Raw genomic sequence first — 16317 nt, forward strand, 5'->3', positions numbered from 1 at the left:
GATGATTGCCAGCAGTCAGTCGGGGGAATTTAGAGCCGATCACCCTACCAAGCTTAACGATGAACTTCACCCACGTTGAACCCGGTGTCCCCTTTTAACGGTGCTTAACGCTCTGCCTCCAAGCCCTGCCGGAGCTTTTCCAGCAATTCATCGATATGAAAGGGCTTGGTAATCAGGTCCATGCGTTCACCCAGGAAGTTCTGTCGGTTGGCCGCATTCTCGGCGTAGCCGGTCATGAACAGGATGGGCAGGTCGGAACGCAGGACCCGCGCATGGTCGGCCAGCTCACGACCGGTAATGTAGGGCAGGCCGACATCGGTGAGCAGCAGGTCGATGGAAGGGGCGGCCTTCAGAATGGCGAGGGCTTCGTCGCCGTCCGCTGCCAGGCTGCAGTGGTAGCCGGCATCCGTCAGTACCTCGGCGACAAAACTACGAACTGAGGGCATGTCTTCGACGATCAATATGTGTTCACCCTTGCTGTTGCCCGGCCTCGGCAGCGCCTTGGTGGCTGGGGTGGCGGGCCCCTCGGCGGCGGGCAGCATGATGGTCACTTCGGTGCCCTGACGGGTCACGCTACGGATCTGCGCATCGCCGCCTGACTGGCGGGCAAAACCGTAGATGGTCGACAGACCCAATCCGGTGCCTTGGCCCACGGGCTTGGTGGTGAAGAAGGGGTCGAACACCTTGTCGATCAGGCTGTTCTCGATACCGACACCGTTATCCCGCACCGACAGGGCGACGTAGGGACCGTTTTCCAGCTTGAGGTTGCCGTTGGAGTAAGCCGGATACGTCGTGACCCAGATAATCCCGCCCTGGGGCAACGCATCGCGGGCATTGATCACCAGGTTCAGCACTGCGCTTTCCAGCTGGATCGGGTCCACCATCGCCACGGCGGGGTTGGTGGTCAGCTCCAGTTTCAAGGCGATGTGTTCACCGATGGTGCGCACTAGCAATTCTTCCAGGGAACGGATATGCGCATTGATATCAATCGGCCGGGTGTCCAGTGGCTGCTGGCGGGCAAAGGCAAGCAGTCGGTTCGTCAGGCCAGCGGCGCTCAGGGCTGAACTGAGCGCGGCGTCGGCATAGCCCAGCACCTTGTCGGTGCGTTGGCTTTCGATACGTTTTTTGATCAACTCCAGGCTGGTGATGATGCCGGTCAGCAAGTTATTGAAGTCATGGGCAATGCCCCCGGTGAGCTTGCCCAGGGCATCCATTTTCTGCGCTTGGAGCAACTGCGCTTCGGTTCGCGCCAACTGGGTGGCGGCGTTGGCCAGCTCGGCCAGCTGGTGGCGTTCGCGATGGCGATGTTCGGTGACATCTTCGACAAACACCAGGCTCAATTCGGCACGGTCATAGGGCGAGATCTGCCACTCGGTTTCGCGCAGTTGCCCGTCGACCTTCATCTGCAGCGTTCCCTTCCAGCGCTCACCGGCCCCCAGGCGCAGGCACAGCTCTTGGATCACCGCGAGTTGATCGGCGGCAAAGCATTCGAGCAGGGCGTCCGGGTTGAGGTTGTCGTGGATCAGTTGGGCGAACGCGTGGTTGCATTCGTGCACTTTCAGCTGTGCGTCCATCACCGCAATCGGTGCGCTGATGTTGAAGAAGATCTCTCTGAAGCGCGCCTCGCTTTCGCGTAGGGCATATTCGGTATCACGCACGCGCAACAAGGTACGCAGGGTCGCCAGCAACACGTCCGGGTCTATCGGGTGGATCAAGTAGGCATCAGCGCCGGCGTCCAGCCCAGTAATGATGTCGCCGGTTTCGATGGACGCTGCAGAGACGTGTACCACCGGCAGCAAGGCCGTGGCCGGGTCGGCGCGCAAACGGCGGACGATGTCGAAGCCGCTCATGTCGGGCAGGTTGACGTCCAGGACCAGGGCATCGATTTTCCCGCTGGCGATGAGGTCCAACCCCTCCTGGCCGGTGCCCGCTTCCAGCACCCGGTAATGATGACGCTCAAGGCGCCGGCGCAGGGCGTAGCGCGTGGCGGCGTTGTCGTCAACGATCAGTAGCTGAATGTCACGTTTCATCGACGGTCTCGCTGGCGAGGGAAAAGGGAATGATCACAAAGAACAGCGAGCCCACCCCAGGTGTGCTTTCCACGCCCACCCGGCCACCCAGCAATTCGGCGAAACGCTTGCACAGCGACAGGCCCAGGCCGGTGCCGCGTAGGCGTTTCTGCAGCGGCGAGTCAATCTGGGAAAAGTCTTCGAACAGATTACTGTGCAATTCGGTGGGAATACCCAGGCCAGTGTCCTGCACGGCAAAACGGATTTCGTGTGCATTCTCCATGCGCGCCGAGACCCGCACTTCGCCTTGCGCCGTGAACTTCAGTGCATTGGAGATGAAGTTACGCAGAATCTGCGCCAGCTTTTTGTCATCGGTGTAGAGCTTGGGCAGGCCGGATGGCTCTTCGAAGACCAGGTCCACCGAGCTTGCATCGGCAATCGGCCGGAACATGCCGCGCAACGCCGAGAACAGGTCGAACATATGGAACCAGGCCGGGGAAATACTGATGCGCCCGGCCTCAATCTTGGCCAAGTCCAGCAGGTCGTCGACCATCTCGCGCAGTTCGCGCGCAGAACTGCGGATGAAGCTGACCTGAGTGTGCTGTTCAGGGCTCAACGGGCCGTCCAGTTCATCGGCCAACAGACTGGTAATACTCAGGATCGAGCCCAGCGGTGTGCGGAACTCATGGCTCATGTAGGACAGAAAGCGGCTTTTGAGGTCCGATGCCTGGCGCAGTTGGTCGGCTTGGGTGTCCAGTTCGGCATACAGTGCTAGAACGCCCTGGTTGGTTTCGTCCAGTTCAGTGCGCAGGGCATCTGTCTCCAGGCGAAGGCGTTGCACTTCTGCGGCGAGCGAGGCAGGGGTGTCAGCCATCAATGGCCTCCAGGGCAATCACGAAGACCGTGACATCATCCCGGCCGCGACAGAAATCACGGTGCAGGATAGCGGCGATCAGGGCAGGGTGGCGGTGGACAAGTCCAGGGTAGTCCGAGAGATTCCAACGTGATTGCAGGCCGTCGCTGTACAGAATCAGCAATTGGCCGCCCACCTGAGCGTAGTCGAAGGCATGGGCCTTGCGAAACTGCACGCCCACGATGCCGGGGTGTGAGGCCAAGCCACGGGACTTGTCCGGCGCGACCAGGCTGGCGCCGATATTGCCCACGCCAGTGAACCTCAGGTTATCGGCTTCGGCATCGTACTGGGCCACGGCCAGGGCGCCGCCACGGGTGCCATTCATGCCGATGTGTATATCGTTCATCAGCACCGTCGAGTCCAGAAACGCGTTCTGGGCAAATACCGTCTCTCCTGCTCGGGCGGCACGCTCGGCAAATTCGCCATGACCGAGTCCGTCGGCCACCATCACACTGAAGCGGCCAGGTTCGATTGCCAGGTGCCAGGCGTCGCCGCAATGCGGATCCTCGTGCAGTGAATGCTGGCTGACCCCGTAGCGAATGTCCTTGGCAAGTGAGCCGCGGGGGTACAACCTGGCCAGGATCGCCGTGCCACGAGGGTCGGCGTACACATCGAACACCTGGGCCAGGCGTGAAATCGCCCCCAGGCCAATGCCCTGGGTGCCGCCGGTGGAGTAGCCGTCCACCAGGCAACTGTTCAGGTCGAAGCCTTGGCCACGGTCGATGGCCACCAACTCGACACCGCCGTTACCGGTGGCGCGCAGATGCAATTGACCATGGTCGGCGTGCTTCAGGACATTGCTGGCCAGTTCCGTGGCCACCAGGGCCACGCGTCCGGCGTCGGTATCGTCGAAGCCCAGGCCTTCGGCGAGTTGCTGCGCGGTGCGCCGGGCATGGCCGATCTGGCTGGTGTCTTCAATCAACAACACATGCGTCAGGACGCTGGGGATGTTCAGGCCCATCGGGTGATCGTCACGCGGGTGCCTTTGCCGGGTGCGGTGTCCAGTTCAAATTCATCCACCAGGCGCTTGGCGCCGGTCAGTCCCAGTCCCAAGCCGCTGCCGGAGGTCCAGCCGTCGGTCATCGCCAGCTTCAGATCGGGAATGCCCGGGCCTTCATCGCGAAAGGTCAGGCGCACGCCGAAGCGGTGGTCTTTTTCGATCACCGCCCAGTCCATGTGGCCGCCCTTGCCATACACCACCGTGTTACGGGCCAGTTCACTGACCGCCGTGACCAGCTTGGTCAGGTCGATCAGGCGCATGCCGCAGTCCTGGGCCAACTTGCGCACCAGTTGTCGAGCCAGCACGACATCCTGTTCGATCAGCACCGGGTGGGTGCCATTGCTGGCTTGGGTCATGAGCGTTCTACCCGGTCGCGCAGCAGTTTCATGCCGCGTTCGACATTCAATGCAGTGGCCACGCCGGGCAGGGTCATACCCAGTTCTACCAGGGTGATAGCCACGGCCGGTTGCATGCCCACCAGCACGGTCTGGGCATCCATGATGCTGGACAGGCCGGAAATGGTGCCGATCATGCGCCCGATGAACGAGTCGACCATGTCCAGCGCCGAAATATCGATCAACACGCCTTTGGCCGAGGTGCGGCTGATGCGCTCGGACAAGTCGTCCTGCAAGGTCAGTGCAAGCTGGTCGTGCATGTCCACCTGGATGGTCACGAGCAAAAACTCGCCCATCTGCAAAATAGGGATGCGTTCCATGCTCAGACAGCCTTGGTGACGGTGACGCCGAGGCGTTTGAGCGAGAGGGCCAGAGCGTCGGCCAGGTTGGCCTTGGTGACCACGCCTTGCAGGTCGAGGCCCAGGTGCACGATGGTCTGGGCGATTTGCGGGCGCACGCCGCTGATGATGCAATCGGCACCCATCAGGCGGATCGCGGTCACGGTCTTGAGCAGGTGCTGGGCGACCAGGGTGTCGACAGTCGGCACACCGGTAATGTCGATAATCGCGATTTCCGCGCCGGTGTCGACGATACGTTGTAGCAGCGACTCCATCACCACCTGTGTGCGCTGCGAGTCCAGGGTGCCGATCATCGGCAGGGCCAGCACGCCGTCCCACAGCTTGACGACTGGGGTGGAGAGTTCCAGCAATTCTTCCTGTTGGCGTTTGATCACCGATTCGCGGGACTTCTGAAACGTGCGGATGGTGTGCATGCCCAGTGCGTCGAGCAGCTCCGATATCTTCAACAGCTGTTCGGCCAACGGCACAGGTTGATCGGCATATACCTGTTGGAGCAGGACGAACAGGGGGCCTTTAAGGGCGAAGATAAAACTGGCGGTTTGTTGCGAGTCCTGACCGGCGAGGGCGCGACTGTGAGAAAGTTTTTCCAGGAATACACGGGTTTGCGCCCAATTTTCGTGGTCGGTATTCTGGGAGCCGCCCAGTTGCAGGGCCTCAGTCAGCAGATTCAGGAACTCATGGGTCTGCTGTTTGATATCGTCGCCTTTGATGTTGCGCGTAGCGCCCGAGGCCTCGAGGCTGGCATTCCATTCGTCAAGGAGGGCGCTTCGATTATCCAGCAGAGCCTGAATTGTGTTCGTTTGCAAAGTTGCCACGGGTAACCTCCTTGAATGCCTTAGATGAACTGCACGCAATTTATACTAAATAGAACCGTTTTGAAGTATTTCGCCGAATTTTCCGAACATAAACGGACAGGTCACACCCATGGTGAATACAGCATTTGATTTCGATCAGCTTTCGCTGCACTCCAGCGACGCCAGATAATCCTGGCCGCCGTAATACAGGCCCAGGATCGACAGCGTTTCGCTGGCAGCGTTCACCACGAACGCGATGACCGTGGTGCGCCGATAGTGAGTGATGCGCAAGTCTTTGAGCAGGTCATCACGGCGGGTGCCGCGCAAGGGAAACAGGCAAAGGCCTTCGCAGTAGCGGATGAGGCTGTCGATAAAGCGTGCAGCTATAACTGGGGAACTGGTATCGCTGATGTAGTCTTCAAGGGCGTCGAGTTGCGCCAAGGCTTCAGGCGAAAAGGCTACCGCGTAACTCACGCTTTCCCGGTGCCTTTTCGCTGACGCTTGGCTGCCATGTGTTCTCGAACCTGTTCGACGGACAGCGCGCGCTCGGGCTCGGCCTTGAGGGCTGCCGCAGCGGGGATCACCTCGTCCCGCAGCCAGTCTTCCATGGCGCGATCACGTGCCAGCAAGACCCTCAGGCCGTCGCGGATCACTTCACTTTCGGATGCATACTCACCGGCCGCGACCTTGGCTTTGACCTGGGCTGCCATTTCGATGGGCAAGGTAATGCTCATTTGCTGGGTAGAGCGCATGTGGAAGTCCGCCGAGGGAGAGTAGGATTCAATCCTACTTGACCACTGACGTGATGCAAGAAGCAACTGATCGATGCCGATATCCAGCATCTCGTCGTCTGTCCAGAAGTAAGGGGCTTCCATGTGTGTTATATCTCCCGTTGTGAAGGTCAGGCCGCAAGTATTGACCCATTTCGACGATTGCGTGGCCGCAAAAAACCCAATAACCCACTGATATGTATGACTTCATATTTGTAGCAGGGTTATTACGACAAGCCGGTCCCGACATGCATGGCGCCCCATCGGCTCCCGTACGATAATGCCCGCCACCTCGACCACATTGGCTCTCCCGTGATCATCAACTTCGACCTCAACGACCTCCAAGCCTTTCGCGCCGTGGTAGACAAGGGCAGTTTTCGCGGTGCCGCCGAAGCTATCCGGATCTCGCAGCCGGCCCTCAGCCGGCGTATCGAAAAGCTCGAGACCGCCCTGGATGTGAAGCTGTTCGAACGCACCACGCGGCGCGTCAGCCTGACCATGGTCGGCCGCGCATTCCTGCCGCAGGTCGAGCGCATGCTCGACGATCTCGATGTCGCGCTCATGGGCATCAGCAATGTCGCGTCCACACGCATGGGCAATGTCACCATCGCCTGCGTGCCGTCCACTGCGTACTACTTCATGCCCCACGTGATCTCTGAATTCCACAAGTTGTATCCGAAAATTCGCCTGCGGGTGCTGGATGCCAGCGCCGGTGAAGTGTGCAATGCCGTAGAAAGTGGCGAGGCGGATTTCGGCGTGAGTTTCAGCGGCAGCCTGGCCGATGAAGTGGAGTTCGAACTGCTGCTGCAGGAGCGTTATGTGCTGGCCTGTCGCCGCGATCATCCCCTGGCCCAGCGTGACAGCGTGACCTGGTCCGAGGCCTACGAACACGACTACATCACCGTAGACAAGACCTCCGGCAACCGCTTCCTGCTCGATCAGGCGTTGCGCGGCGTGCGGGTGAAAAAGCCGAGTATCTGCGAGACGCACCACGTCACGACGATGATCGGGCTGGTGGAGGCGGGGTTGGGGGTAGCGATGGTGCCCTCGATTGCCATGCCGGCCGGCGAGCATCCGATCCTGGTGAGTGTGCCGCTGGTGGAGCCGCAGGTGATGCGCAATGTGGGCTTGATAAAACGCCGCGGGCGGACCTTGCCGCCAGCGGCGCTGGAGTTGGAACGGTTGGTGCGGGAGATGCCGTTTCGGTCAGCGTGACACCGAATCCAGGCCGGTGGTTTGTACCACCGGTTGCGCTTGGGGCGACGCCAGGTACTGCAACAAGGCCTTGGCCTGCTCAGGGTGTTCGGCATTCACCGGAATGCCGGCGGCAAAACGGGTCACCGATTGCACATCCTCCGGGATCTTGCCGACGTAGGTCACACCCGCCACCGGCAGCAATTCCGCGACCTGTTGCAAGCCCACTTCGTAGTCACCCTTGGCGACCTGTTCGGCCACCGGCAGGCGTTCGATCATAGTGCCTTTGGCCTGCATGCCGAGCTTCTTGAACAACTCCTTCTCGACATACACACCGCTGGCGCTGTCCGAGTAAGCCACGGATTTGGCCTTGCTCAGCGCGGCTTTCAATTCGGCATCCGTACCGATTGCAGGTTTGACCGCGCCGGCCTTCACCACCATCCCGATGCGCGAGTCCGCCAGTTCTACACGGGAAGCTGGGTCGACCTTGCCTTGTTTGATCAGGTCATCCAGGGCGTAGCCGACCATGATCACCACGTCGGCATGTTCGCCACGGGCGAGACGGTTGGGAATCGCTTCCGGCGCTTTGCCCATGGACGGACCCAGAATGGTGTCGAGGCTGTCACCGCTTTGCTTGGCGTACTGCGGGCCAAGCAACTTATACGCGGCGGTGAAGCCACCCGACGTCATCACCTTGAGCTGTTCGGCCTGGGCCGACAGCGCCAGGGCGCCGAGGGCCAGGGCCGTCAGGGTCTTGAGAAAACGCTTCATCACGCCGCCTCCTGCATCACCTGCCCACGGGTGTTGGCGCGACGATACAACGCCAGGGTCGAGCACAGTGCGCAGGCTGCGGCGAACATCATCCAGTAGGCCGGCGAGGCCTTGTCTTCGGTGATGTGGATGAACCAGGTGGAGATCGCCGGGGTAAAGCCGCCGAAAATCGCAGTCGCCAGGCTGTAGGCCAGGGAGAAACCTGCCACACGCACTTCCACCGGCATGATTTCGGTCAGGGCCGGGATCATGGCGCCGTTATACATGCCGTAGAGGAAGGAGAACCATAGCAGGGTTTCCAGCATGTGGGCGAAGCTTGGGGCATTTACCACGTAGGACAGTGCTGGATAAGCCGTGAGAACCGTCAGCACGGTCATGGCGATCAGCACCGGCTTGCGGCCGAAACGGTCGCTCAGGGTGCCGCCGATCGGCAGCCAGACAAAGTTCGACACCGCCACCAGCAGGGTCACCAACAGCGCGTCGGAGGTGCTCAATTGCAGCACGGTCTTGCCGAAGGTCGGTGCATACACGGTGATCAGGTAGAACGCGGTGGTGGTCATGGCCACCATCAGCATGCCGCCGATGACTACGGTCCAGTTCTTCACCAGGGTCGCCAGCACTTCACGCATGGTCGGGCGATGCTTGCGGTTGGCGAACTCTTCGGTTTCCTGCAGGTTGCGACGCAGGATAAAGATGAACGGAATGATCACACAGCCGATGGCGAACGGAATGCGCCAGCCCCAATCGGCCACCACGGCAGGTTCCATCCACACGTTCAGGCCATAACCCAGTGCGGCGGCGACCACGATGGAGATCTGTTGGCTACCCGATTGCCAGCTGGTGTAGAAGCCTTTGCGGCCGGGCGTGGCCATTTCAGACAGGTACACCGACACACCGCCCAGTTCCGCGCCGGCCGAAAAGCCTTGCAGCAGGCGGCCAAGCAGCACCAGCAGCGGTGCCCACAGGCCGATGGTGTGATAACCCGGCACCAGCACGATCAGCAGCGTGCCGCTGGCCATGATCGACAGGGTCACGATCAGTCCTTTGCGGCGACCGACGTCATCAATGTAGGCACCCAGGATGATCGCGCCCAATGGACGCATCAGGAAGCCCGCGCCGAACACGGCGAAGGTCATCATTAATGACGCAAACTCATTAGCGGCAGGGAAGAACGCGGCAGCGATGTAGGTGGCGTAAAAACCGAACAGGAAGAAGTCGAACTGTTCGAGGAAGTTGCCCGAAGTCACGCGGAAAACCGCGCCCACTTTCGAGCGGGCAGAGTCGGGTCGGGTAGGGCTAGTCATGGTTTTGTGTCTCCAGCGTTCTTTTTAAAGTGCTTGTTTCGCCTAAGACCGAGAATAGTGGCTGACACATTTAGAAATGATAAGTGACAAATTTGGATAGATTGATGCGCATTGGCTATCAATCAGTGGTGCGGTCATAAATGCGTTCGCTGTTCTATGCTGAAGGTGTGACCAATTCTTACGGATGGGAGGTGGCGATGACTGACCAACAGAAACGGCGGGACGAGCCGGAGCGCGAACAACCCCGACAGCGGGAGGAAGAAAAACCGCAGACCTGGAAGCATCCGGATGATGGAACGGAGCTTTCCGAGCGGGATCAGGAGCGCCCGCTAAAACCGTAATATCAGGCTAAACGCGGTCAAAATGTGGGAGCGGGCTTGCTCGCGAAGACGGAGTGTCAGTCAACAATGCTGTGACTGATCAACCGCTTTCGCGAGCAAGCCCGCTCCCACATTTATCTGTGCACTCTCATAAATGGGAAACTATTTGACATATTTGATTTGTGATCACATATTGAGGCCATAAGAACGACAACACAGGTTTTGCCTCATGACAGATGGTCCGCTCCTCCTGCCCACCCTGCGCCAGGTGTCCCGCGATACCTTGCAAGACCAGGTGTACCGCCAGATCCGCGAAGCCTTGATGAGTGGCCGTTTCCAGCCTGGCCAGAAGCTCACCATCCGCGGTCTCGCCGAAGCCCTGGGTTCCAGCCCGATGCCAGTGCGCGAAGCGCTGCAACGCCTCAGCGCCGAAAATGCCTTTGAAGTCACCGAAACCTCCCGTCTGCGTGTGCGCCTGATGACGGTCGAACGCTTGCGCGAAATCCGTGATGCGCGGGTCGCCCTCGAAGGCTTGCTCGCCGAAAAGGCGGTGCTGCTCCTGCAAAAAGCCGACCTCGACGAAATCACTGACCTCTGCCAGCAGATGCAACACGCCGCCGACGAAGTCGACGTGTCGCGTTACCTGTGGACCAACTTCGCGTTTCACCGGCGCATCTACGCCGTGGCCCAGGCCGAGTTGACCATGGCTGCCGTGGAAAACTTCTGGCTGCACATGGGCCCGTGTTTTGCGCTGGTCGCCCCGGATAAAGCTCACCTGCAACGCTCGATGGAGGCGCACACGCGCATCGTCGAAGCCCTGGCCGCCCGCGATGGCGCCGGCGCCCGCGCGGCGGTGACCGATGACATCATGCAGGCCGCCGATTCCCTGGCGCGCCTGCTCGTCAAGAACGACCGTTCGCGGTCGTCTGCTTCAGGAGGTAAACGTGCATGAGTGTCCTACAACGGCTGCAGCCTTATCCTGGGTTACGTGTGTTGATTTCCGGCGGGGCTGCCGGCATTGGTGAAGTGCTGGCAGCGGCGTATCTGGAGGCCGGTGCGCAGGTGCATGTGTGTGATGTGAGTGAGCCGGCCCTGGCTGCGTTTCGCGACAAATATCCAGGCAGCGTCGCCACCCGCGCGGATGTCAGCGATGCCGCGCAGATCGAGGCGGTGTTCCAGGTGCAGCGCGAGCAGTTCGGCGGTCTCGATGTGCTGGTCAACAATGCCGGGATCGCCGGGCCTACCGGTGGGATCGATGCGATCAGCGACGCCGAGTGGCAAGCCACCATCAATATCAATCTCACCGCGCAATACCGGTTTGCCCACCACGCCGTGCCGATGCTCAAGGAGTCGTCCCACGGCCATTTGCTGCATATCGCCTCGGTGGCGGGGCGCTTGGGCTACGCATGGCGCACGCCGTATGCGGCGACCAAATGGGCCATTGTCGGTTTGATGAAGTCCCTGGCCTCGGAGCTGGGCGAGAGTGATATCCGCGTCAACGCTTTGCTGCCCGGCATCGTCGAAGGCCCGCGCATGGACGGCGTGATTCGCGCCCGTGCCGAACAGGTCGGCGTGCCCGAAGCCGAGATGCGCCAGGAATACCTCAACAAGATTTCCCTCAAGCGCATGGTCACCGCCGAAGACGTGGCCGCCATGGCGTTGTTCCTCTGCTCGCCCGCCGCACGCAACGTGACCGGCCAGGCGATCAGCGTCGACGGTAACGTCGAGTACCTGTAAGCCACGGAAGAACACATCGTGCTGCACCCAGGATTTTTTTCATAAGAATAAAAGTCGGAGATTCGTCATGCCCAAAAATCGTCCTGTCATCATCACGTGCGCCGTTACCGGTGCGATTCATACGCCGTCGATGTCACCGCATTTGCCGATCACCGCCCAGGAAATTGCCGACGCCGCCATCGGTGCGGCCGAAGCCGGCGCCGCGATTGTGCACCTGCATGCCCGTGACCCCAACGACGGCCGCCCCAGCCAGGACCCGGCGCTGTTCGCCGAATTCCTGCCGCAGATCAAGGCCGCCAGCGACGTGGTGATCAACATCACCACCGGCGGCGCGCCGACCATGGGCGTGGAAGAACGCCTGCAACCGGTGATGCAGTTCAAGCCGGAACTGGCCTCGCTGAACATGGGCTCGATGAACTTCGGCCTGTACGAAATGCTCAACCGCTTCACCGATTTCAAGCACGACTGGGAGCGGCCGTACCTCGAAGAAAGTGACGACCGGATCTTCCGCAACACCTTCCGTGATATCACCCACATCCTCAACTCCTGTGCCGAAAACCGTACGCGTTTTGAGATCGAGTGCTACGACATCGGCCACCTCTACACCGCTGCGCACTTCCTGGAACGCGGCCTGCTCAAGCCACCGTTGTTTATCCAGTCGGTATTCGGTTTGCGTGGCGGTATCGGCGGGCACCCGGAAGACCTGGCACACATGCGCCGTACCGCCGACCGTCTGTTTGGCGACGACTACGTGTGGTCGATCCTCGGCGCTGGGCGTGGGCAGATTCCGCTGGCGACCATGGGCCTGTCCATGGGCAGCAACGCGCGGGTGGGGCTTGAGGATTCGCTGTGGGACGGGCCGGGCAAACTGGCGGCGTCGAATGCCGATCAGGTCCGGCGTATTCGTACCGTGATCGAAGCCCTCGGCCACCGCGTCGCCACGCCGGATGAAGCGCGGGAAATCCTCGGGCTCAAGGGGCGCGATCAGGTCAACTTCTAACCCAACAAACCGCCGCGTCAAGGCGCGGCGTGCATCCCGCACAACAACAATAAGGGGATCATCATGCGTATCGAAGTGCTTGTCGACGTCAAGACCACCCTGGGCGAAGGCCCGGTGTGGGACGTCGAGCAACAACGTCTGTACTGGATCGACAGCGCCGACGGCCGCATCCTGCGTTGCACCGACGATGGTCGCGAGCTGCGGGCCTGGGACGTGGGCCAGAAAATCGGCTCCATGGCCCTGCGCCGTGACGGCGAGTCGGCCATCGTCGCCCTGCAAAACGGCGTGCACACGCTCGACCTCAACAGCGGCGAACTCGACCTGGTCGCTGATCCGGAACCGCACCTGCCCAACAACCGCCTCAATGACGGCAAGATCGACCGCCAAGGCCGTTTTATCTTCGGCTCCATGGACACGTTGGAAGACAGCGCCAGCGCCAAACTCTACCGGCTTGATGCCGACCTGAGCCTGCACACCCTGGACGAAGGCATCATCGTGTCCAACGGCCCGTGCTGGAGCCCGTCGGGTGACACCTTCTACTTTTGCGACACCTGGTCCGGCGAGATCTGGGCCTACGACTATGACCTGGCCACCGGCAACGTCAGCCACCGTCGCACCTTCGCCAAGGTCGATACCTCCGGCGGTGGCGCCGCCGACGGTTGCACCGTGGATGCCGAAGGCTGCCTGTGGCAGGCGCTGGTCTACGCCGGGAAACTGGTGCGCTACACCCCCGACGGCCACGTCGATCGCATCATTCAGATGCCGGTGAAAAAGGTCACCAGCCTGACCTTTGGCGGGCCGAACCTGGACACCCTGTTTGTGACCTCCATGGCCAAGCCGCCGCTACCGCGTTTTCCGGCGGACGGCCAACAGCGCGGAGCGCTGTTCGCCATTACCGGGTTGGGCGTGCAAGGAATAGCCGAGCGACGGTTCGCCAGCTAGCGCGTGTGTGTGACAAGGCATATTCCTTCGCAACCTTGTGTCAGTGCGCGCCCTCGCGCGCCTGGAGAGGCCCATGGCAACTATTAAAAAAGCGTCGCTGCGCAGCATTCACCGGCATTCCTGGGTGTCGCTGCTGGTCTGCTGGATGATCTGGATCCTCAACGCCTACGACCGTGAGATCGTGCTGCGCTTGGGGCCAACCATTTCCAAGCATTTCGATTTGTCCGCCGACCAATGGGGCACCGTGGCCACGGTGGTGATGCTGGCCCTGGCGCTGCTGGATATCCCCGGTTCGATGTGGAGCGACCGTTACGGCGGCGGCTGGAAACGTGCGCGCTTCCAGGTGCCGCTGGTGCTGGGCTACACCGCGATCTCGTTTCTGTCCGGCTTCAAGGCGTTGAGCGGCAACCTCGCCACCTTCATTGCCCTGCGCGTCGGCGTCAACCTCGGCGCCGGCTGGGGCGAGCCGGTGGGGGTGAGCAACACTGCCGAATGGTGGCCGGTTGAGCGTCGTGGTTTTGCCCTGGGCGCGCACCATACGGGTTACCCGATTGGCGCGATGCTCAGCGGTATCGTCGCGAGTTTTGTCATCACCGTGTTTGGTGAGGACAACTGGCGTTATGTGTTCTTTTTCGCTTTCGTGGTGGCGCTGCCGCTGATGATCTTCTGGGCGCGTTATTCCACGGCCGAGCGCATCACGGCGTTGTACGTCGACATCGCCGCCAAAGGCATGACCCCGCCCGACAATGCCCCGGCCAGCTCGGTAAAAGGCGAAGCCTGGCGCACCTTTGTCGCCACCTTGCGCAACCGCAACATCGCTCTCACAGCGGGCAATACGATGCTCACCCAAGTGGTGTACATGGGCGTCAACATCGTGCTGCCGGCCTACCTCTACAACATCGCCGGATTGTCCCTGGCCGAGTCGGCGGGGATGAGCGTGGTGTTCACCCTCACCGGCATCCTCGGGCAATTGGTGTGGCCGTCGCTGTCGGACATCATCGGCCGGCGCACCACCCTGATCATCTGCGGTGTGTGGATGGCGGCGAGTGTCGGCGCGTTCTACTTCGCCAACACCCTGACGCTGATCGTCGTCGTGCAACTGCTGTTCGGCCTGGTGGCCAATGCGGTGTGGCCGATCTACTACGCCGTGGCCTGCGACTCGGCCGAACCGTCAGCGACGTCCACCGCCAACGGCATCATCACCACCGCGATGTTCATCGGTGGCGGCCTGGCGCCGGTGCTGATGGGCAGCCTGATCGCCATGGGCGGCGGCTGGACCACGCTGCACGGCTACACCGTGTGTTTCTTCGTGATGGCCGGCTGCGCCCTGGGCGGCGCGCTGCTGCAACTGTTTTCCCATCGCTCCCAGGCGTTGGCTATGCAACTCGACTCCTAGAACAACACCGATGCGCCCCCCAGCCCGGCTGGCGGGGCGCCAAGAGGAATTGCCGATGACTACCGCGACTTCCGCCCGCACCCCGCAGGCGTTGAATAAACTGATGTTCGTCAAGCTGATGCCCTTGCTGATCATTGCCTACATCCTGAGCTTCCTGGACCGCACCAACATCGCCCTGGCCAAGCATCACCTGGACGTCGACCTGGGCATTTCCGCCGCGGCGTACGGGTTGGGCGCGGGGCTGTTTTTCCTGACCTATGCACTGTCGGAAATCCCCAGCAACCTGATCATGCACAAGGTCGGCGCGCGGTTCTGGATCGCGCGGATCATGGTGACCTGGGGCCTGATTTCGGCGGCCATGGCCTTTGTGCAGGGCGAGACCTCGTTCTATGTGCTGCGCCTGTTGCTGGGCATTGCCGAAGCCGGACTCTTCCCCGGCGTCATGCTCTACCTCACCTACTGGTTCAACCGCGAACAGCGGGCACGCGCCACCGGTTATTTCCTGCTCGGCGTGTGCTTCGCCAACATCATCGGCGGCCCGGTGGGCGCGGCCTTGATGCGCATGGACGGCATGCTCGGCTGGCACGGCTGGCAGTGGATGTTCATGCTCGAAGGCCTGCCGGCGGTGGCGTTTGCCTGGGTGGTCTGGCGCAAACTGCCGGACCGTCCGAGCAAGGCGCCATGGCTGTCGGCCGAGGAAGCGCGCGGCATCGAACAGCGCATCGCCCAAGAAACCGAGGAGGGCGCGGGCGAGGGCGGCCACTCGTTGAAGAACTGGCTGACCCCGCAAATCCTGCTGGCGATTTTTGTGTACTTCTGTCACCAGATCACCATTTACACGGTGATCTTTTTCCTGCCGAGCATCATCAGCAAATATGGCGAACTGAGCACCATGAGCGTCGGCCTGCTGACCTCGTTGCCATGGATCGCGGCGGCACTCGGGGCCTTGTTGATTCCGCGTTTCGCCACGACGCCCGGACGCTGCCGGCGGTTGCTGGTCACAGGGCTGCTGACCATGGCGCTGGGCCTGGGCATCGCGTCGATATCGGGGCCGGTGTTCAGCCTGCTCGGTTTTTGCCTGTCGGCGGTGATGTTTTTTGTGGTGCAGTCGATCATTTTTCTGTACCCGGCTTCGCGTCTCAAGGGCGTTGCGCTGGCGGGCGGGCTGGGTTTCGTCAACGCCTGCGGGCTGCTCGGCGGGTTTGTCGGCCCCTCGGTAATGGGCGTGATCGAGCAAAGCACCGGCAATGCGATGAACGGCCTGAAGGTAATTGCGCTGGTATTGGTGGTGGCGGCTATTGCGGCGCTGCGGTTGCGCATGGGGCACGAGCCTGAGCGTGGCGCACAGGCCAGCGAAGCGTCCTACACGTAGACGCCGGCAACGCGGCTTTCTACACTGCGGCTTGTCTTGGG

At 61.3% G+C, this 16317-nt stretch carries 18 protein-coding genes; 8 read left to right on the forward strand and 10 right to left on the reverse strand.

Translation table 11 applies throughout. The annotated features are described in order from the left end of the window. Positions 1–104: 104 nt before the first annotated feature. The 8 genes from ACP7EW_RS12460 to ACP7EW_RS12495 form a co-directional block, all read right to left on the reverse strand. Positions 105–2030, reverse strand: a complete 1926-nt coding sequence (locus ACP7EW_RS12460) for a response regulator (protein WP_426217309.1) — start codon at positions 2028–2030, stop codon at positions 105–107. Further along, complete coding sequence (locus tag ACP7EW_RS12465; RefSeq protein WP_426217311.1) at positions 2020–2883, reverse strand: sensor histidine kinase; 864 nt, start codon at positions 2881–2883, stop codon at positions 2020–2022. The genes ACP7EW_RS12460 and ACP7EW_RS12465 overlap by 11 nt, the downstream gene beginning before the upstream one ends. Then, positions 2876–3883: an ATP-binding protein gene (locus ACP7EW_RS12470; protein ID WP_426217313.1), complete on the reverse strand. Its 1008-nt coding sequence runs from the start codon at positions 3881–3883 to the stop codon at positions 2876–2878. The genes ACP7EW_RS12465 and ACP7EW_RS12470 overlap by 8 nt, the downstream gene beginning before the upstream one ends. Further along, on the reverse strand, positions 3874–4278 hold the full coding sequence (locus ACP7EW_RS12475; protein WP_033902635.1) for an ATP-binding protein: 405 nt from the start codon (positions 4276–4278) through the stop codon (positions 3874–3876). The genes ACP7EW_RS12470 and ACP7EW_RS12475 overlap by 10 nt, the downstream gene beginning before the upstream one ends. Further along, positions 4275–4637, reverse strand: a complete 363-nt coding sequence (locus tag ACP7EW_RS12480) for an STAS domain-containing protein (protein ID WP_033902634.1) — start codon at positions 4635–4637, stop codon at positions 4275–4277. The genes ACP7EW_RS12475 and ACP7EW_RS12480 overlap by 4 nt, the downstream gene beginning before the upstream one ends. Before the next feature lie 2 nt (positions 4638–4639). After that, positions 4640–5491, reverse strand: coding sequence for an STAS domain-containing protein (locus ACP7EW_RS12485; RefSeq protein ID WP_426217316.1), 852 nt, complete (start codon positions 5489–5491; stop codon positions 4640–4642). Between the two features lie 135 nt (positions 5492–5626). Continuing rightward, on the reverse strand, positions 5627–5944 hold the full coding sequence (locus tag ACP7EW_RS12490; RefSeq protein ID WP_426217318.1) for a type II toxin-antitoxin system RelE/ParE family toxin: 318 nt from the start codon (positions 5942–5944) through the stop codon (positions 5627–5629). Further along, on the reverse strand, positions 5941–6345 hold the full coding sequence (locus tag ACP7EW_RS12495; RefSeq protein WP_426217320.1) for a ribbon-helix-helix domain-containing protein: 405 nt from the start codon (positions 6343–6345) through the stop codon (positions 5941–5943). The genes ACP7EW_RS12490 and ACP7EW_RS12495 overlap by 4 nt, the downstream gene beginning before the upstream one ends. Positions 6346–6552: 207 nt before the next feature. Between ACP7EW_RS12495 and ACP7EW_RS12500 the strand changes: the two genes are divergently transcribed. Then, the gene (locus ACP7EW_RS12500) at positions 6553–7455 is read left to right on the forward strand and encodes a LysR family transcriptional regulator (RefSeq protein ID WP_095017547.1); all 903 of its coding nucleotides are present in this window, start codon (positions 6553–6555) and stop codon (positions 7453–7455) included. Here the strand turns inward: ACP7EW_RS12500 and ACP7EW_RS12505 are convergent. Both ACP7EW_RS12505 and ACP7EW_RS12510 read right to left on the reverse strand, forming a co-directional pair. Further along, the gene (locus tag ACP7EW_RS12505) at positions 7447–8205 is read right to left on the reverse strand and encodes a substrate-binding domain-containing protein (RefSeq protein WP_426217322.1); all 759 of its coding nucleotides are present in this window, start codon (positions 8203–8205) and stop codon (positions 7447–7449) included. The genes ACP7EW_RS12500 and ACP7EW_RS12505 overlap by 9 nt on opposite strands. Continuing rightward, positions 8205–9509: an MFS transporter gene (locus tag ACP7EW_RS12510; RefSeq protein WP_016975196.1), complete on the reverse strand. Its 1305-nt coding sequence runs from the start codon at positions 9507–9509 to the stop codon at positions 8205–8207. The genes ACP7EW_RS12505 and ACP7EW_RS12510 overlap by 1 nt, the downstream gene beginning before the upstream one ends. 140 nt (positions 9510–9649) lie before the next feature. On the opposite strand from ACP7EW_RS12510, the gene ACP7EW_RS12515 reads away from it, so the two are divergent. The 7 genes from ACP7EW_RS12515 to ACP7EW_RS12545 all read left to right on the forward strand — a co-directional run bounded on the left by ACP7EW_RS12515 (position 9650) and on the right by ACP7EW_RS12545 (position 16276). Beyond that, positions 9650–9850 (forward strand): hypothetical protein, encoded by a 201-nt coding sequence (locus tag ACP7EW_RS12515; RefSeq protein WP_426218086.1) that lies wholly within the window; start codon positions 9650–9652, stop codon positions 9848–9850. Positions 9851–10058: 208 nt separating this feature from the next. Next, positions 10059–10781 carry a GntR family transcriptional regulator gene (locus ACP7EW_RS12520; RefSeq protein WP_016975198.1) on the forward strand — a complete coding sequence of 241 codons (723 nt, stop codon included), beginning with the start codon at positions 10059–10061 and terminating at the stop codon, positions 10779–10781. Then, positions 10778–11566 carry an SDR family oxidoreductase gene (locus ACP7EW_RS12525; protein WP_177110860.1) on the forward strand — a complete coding sequence of 263 codons (789 nt, stop codon included), beginning with the start codon at positions 10778–10780 and terminating at the stop codon, positions 11564–11566. Before ACP7EW_RS12520 ends, ACP7EW_RS12525 begins: the two co-directional genes overlap by 4 nt. A gap of 67 nt (positions 11567–11633) precedes the next feature. After that, entirely contained in the window at positions 11634–12566 is a 933-nt protein-coding gene (locus ACP7EW_RS12530; protein WP_071488953.1) for a 3-keto-5-aminohexanoate cleavage protein, read from the forward strand. A 63-nt stretch (positions 12567–12629) separates the two neighbouring features. After that, positions 12630–13508 carry an SMP-30/gluconolactonase/LRE family protein gene (locus tag ACP7EW_RS12535; protein WP_426217325.1) on the forward strand — a complete coding sequence of 293 codons (879 nt, stop codon included), beginning with the start codon at positions 12630–12632 and terminating at the stop codon, positions 13506–13508. Positions 13509–13581: 73 nt separating this feature from the next. Continuing rightward, positions 13582–14904: an MFS transporter gene (locus ACP7EW_RS12540; protein WP_426217327.1), complete on the forward strand. Its 1323-nt coding sequence runs from the start codon at positions 13582–13584 to the stop codon at positions 14902–14904. A 55-nt stretch (positions 14905–14959) separates the two neighbouring features. Continuing rightward, positions 14960–16276 carry an MFS transporter gene (locus tag ACP7EW_RS12545; RefSeq protein WP_025999646.1) on the forward strand — a complete coding sequence of 439 codons (1317 nt, stop codon included), beginning with the start codon at positions 14960–14962 and terminating at the stop codon, positions 16274–16276. Positions 16277–16317: the final 41 nt, after the last annotated feature.

Source organism: Pseudomonas sp. DWRC2-2, assembly GCF_049897885.1.
GTDB classification, from domain to species: domain Bacteria; phylum Pseudomonadota; class Gammaproteobacteria; order Pseudomonadales; family Pseudomonadaceae; genus Aquipseudomonas; species Aquipseudomonas azotoformans_A.

Coding starts and splice junctions, on each gene's coding strand:
- ACP7EW_RS12460 (WP_426217309.1), bottom strand. CDS start 2,030: ATGAAACGTGACATTCAGCTACTGATCGTTGACGACAACGCCGCCACG.
- ACP7EW_RS12465 (WP_426217311.1), bottom strand. CDS start 2,883: ATGGCTGACACCCCTGCCTCGCTCGCCGCAGAAGTGCAACGCCTTCGC.
- ACP7EW_RS12470 (WP_426217313.1), bottom strand. CDS start 3,883: ATGGGCCTGAACATCCCCAGCGTCCTGACGCATGTGTTGTTGATTGAA.
- ACP7EW_RS12475 (WP_033902635.1), bottom strand. CDS start 4,278: ATGACCCAAGCCAGCAATGGCACCCACCCGGTGCTGATCGAACAGGAT.
- ACP7EW_RS12480 (WP_033902634.1), bottom strand. CDS start 4,637: ATGGAACGCATCCCTATTTTGCAGATGGGCGAGTTTTTGCTCGTGACC.
- ACP7EW_RS12495 (WP_426217320.1), bottom strand. CDS start 6,345: ATGGAAGCCCCTTACTTCTGGACAGACGACGAGATGCTGGATATCGGC.
- ACP7EW_RS12505 (WP_426217322.1), bottom strand. CDS start 8,205: ATGAAGCGTTTTCTCAAGACCCTGACGGCCCTGGCCCTCGGCGCCCTG.
- ACP7EW_RS12510 (WP_016975196.1), bottom strand. CDS start 9,509: ATGACTAGCCCTACCCGACCCGACTCTGCCCGCTCGAAAGTGGGCGCG.
- ACP7EW_RS12515 (WP_426218086.1), top strand. CDS start 9,650: ATGCGTTCGCTGTTCTATGCTGAAGGTGTGACCAATTCTTACGGATGG.
- ACP7EW_RS12520 (WP_016975198.1), top strand. CDS start 10,059: ATGACAGATGGTCCGCTCCTCCTGCCCACCCTGCGCCAGGTGTCCCGC.
- ACP7EW_RS12525 (WP_177110860.1), top strand. CDS start 10,778: ATGAGTGTCCTACAACGGCTGCAGCCTTATCCTGGGTTACGTGTGTTG.
- ACP7EW_RS12530 (WP_071488953.1), top strand. CDS start 11,634: ATGCCCAAAAATCGTCCTGTCATCATCACGTGCGCCGTTACCGGTGCG.
- ACP7EW_RS12535 (WP_426217325.1), top strand. CDS start 12,630: ATGCGTATCGAAGTGCTTGTCGACGTCAAGACCACCCTGGGCGAAGGC.
- ACP7EW_RS12540 (WP_426217327.1), top strand. CDS start 13,582: ATGGCAACTATTAAAAAAGCGTCGCTGCGCAGCATTCACCGGCATTCC.
- ACP7EW_RS12545 (WP_025999646.1), top strand. CDS start 14,960: ATGACTACCGCGACTTCCGCCCGCACCCCGCAGGCGTTGAATAAACTG.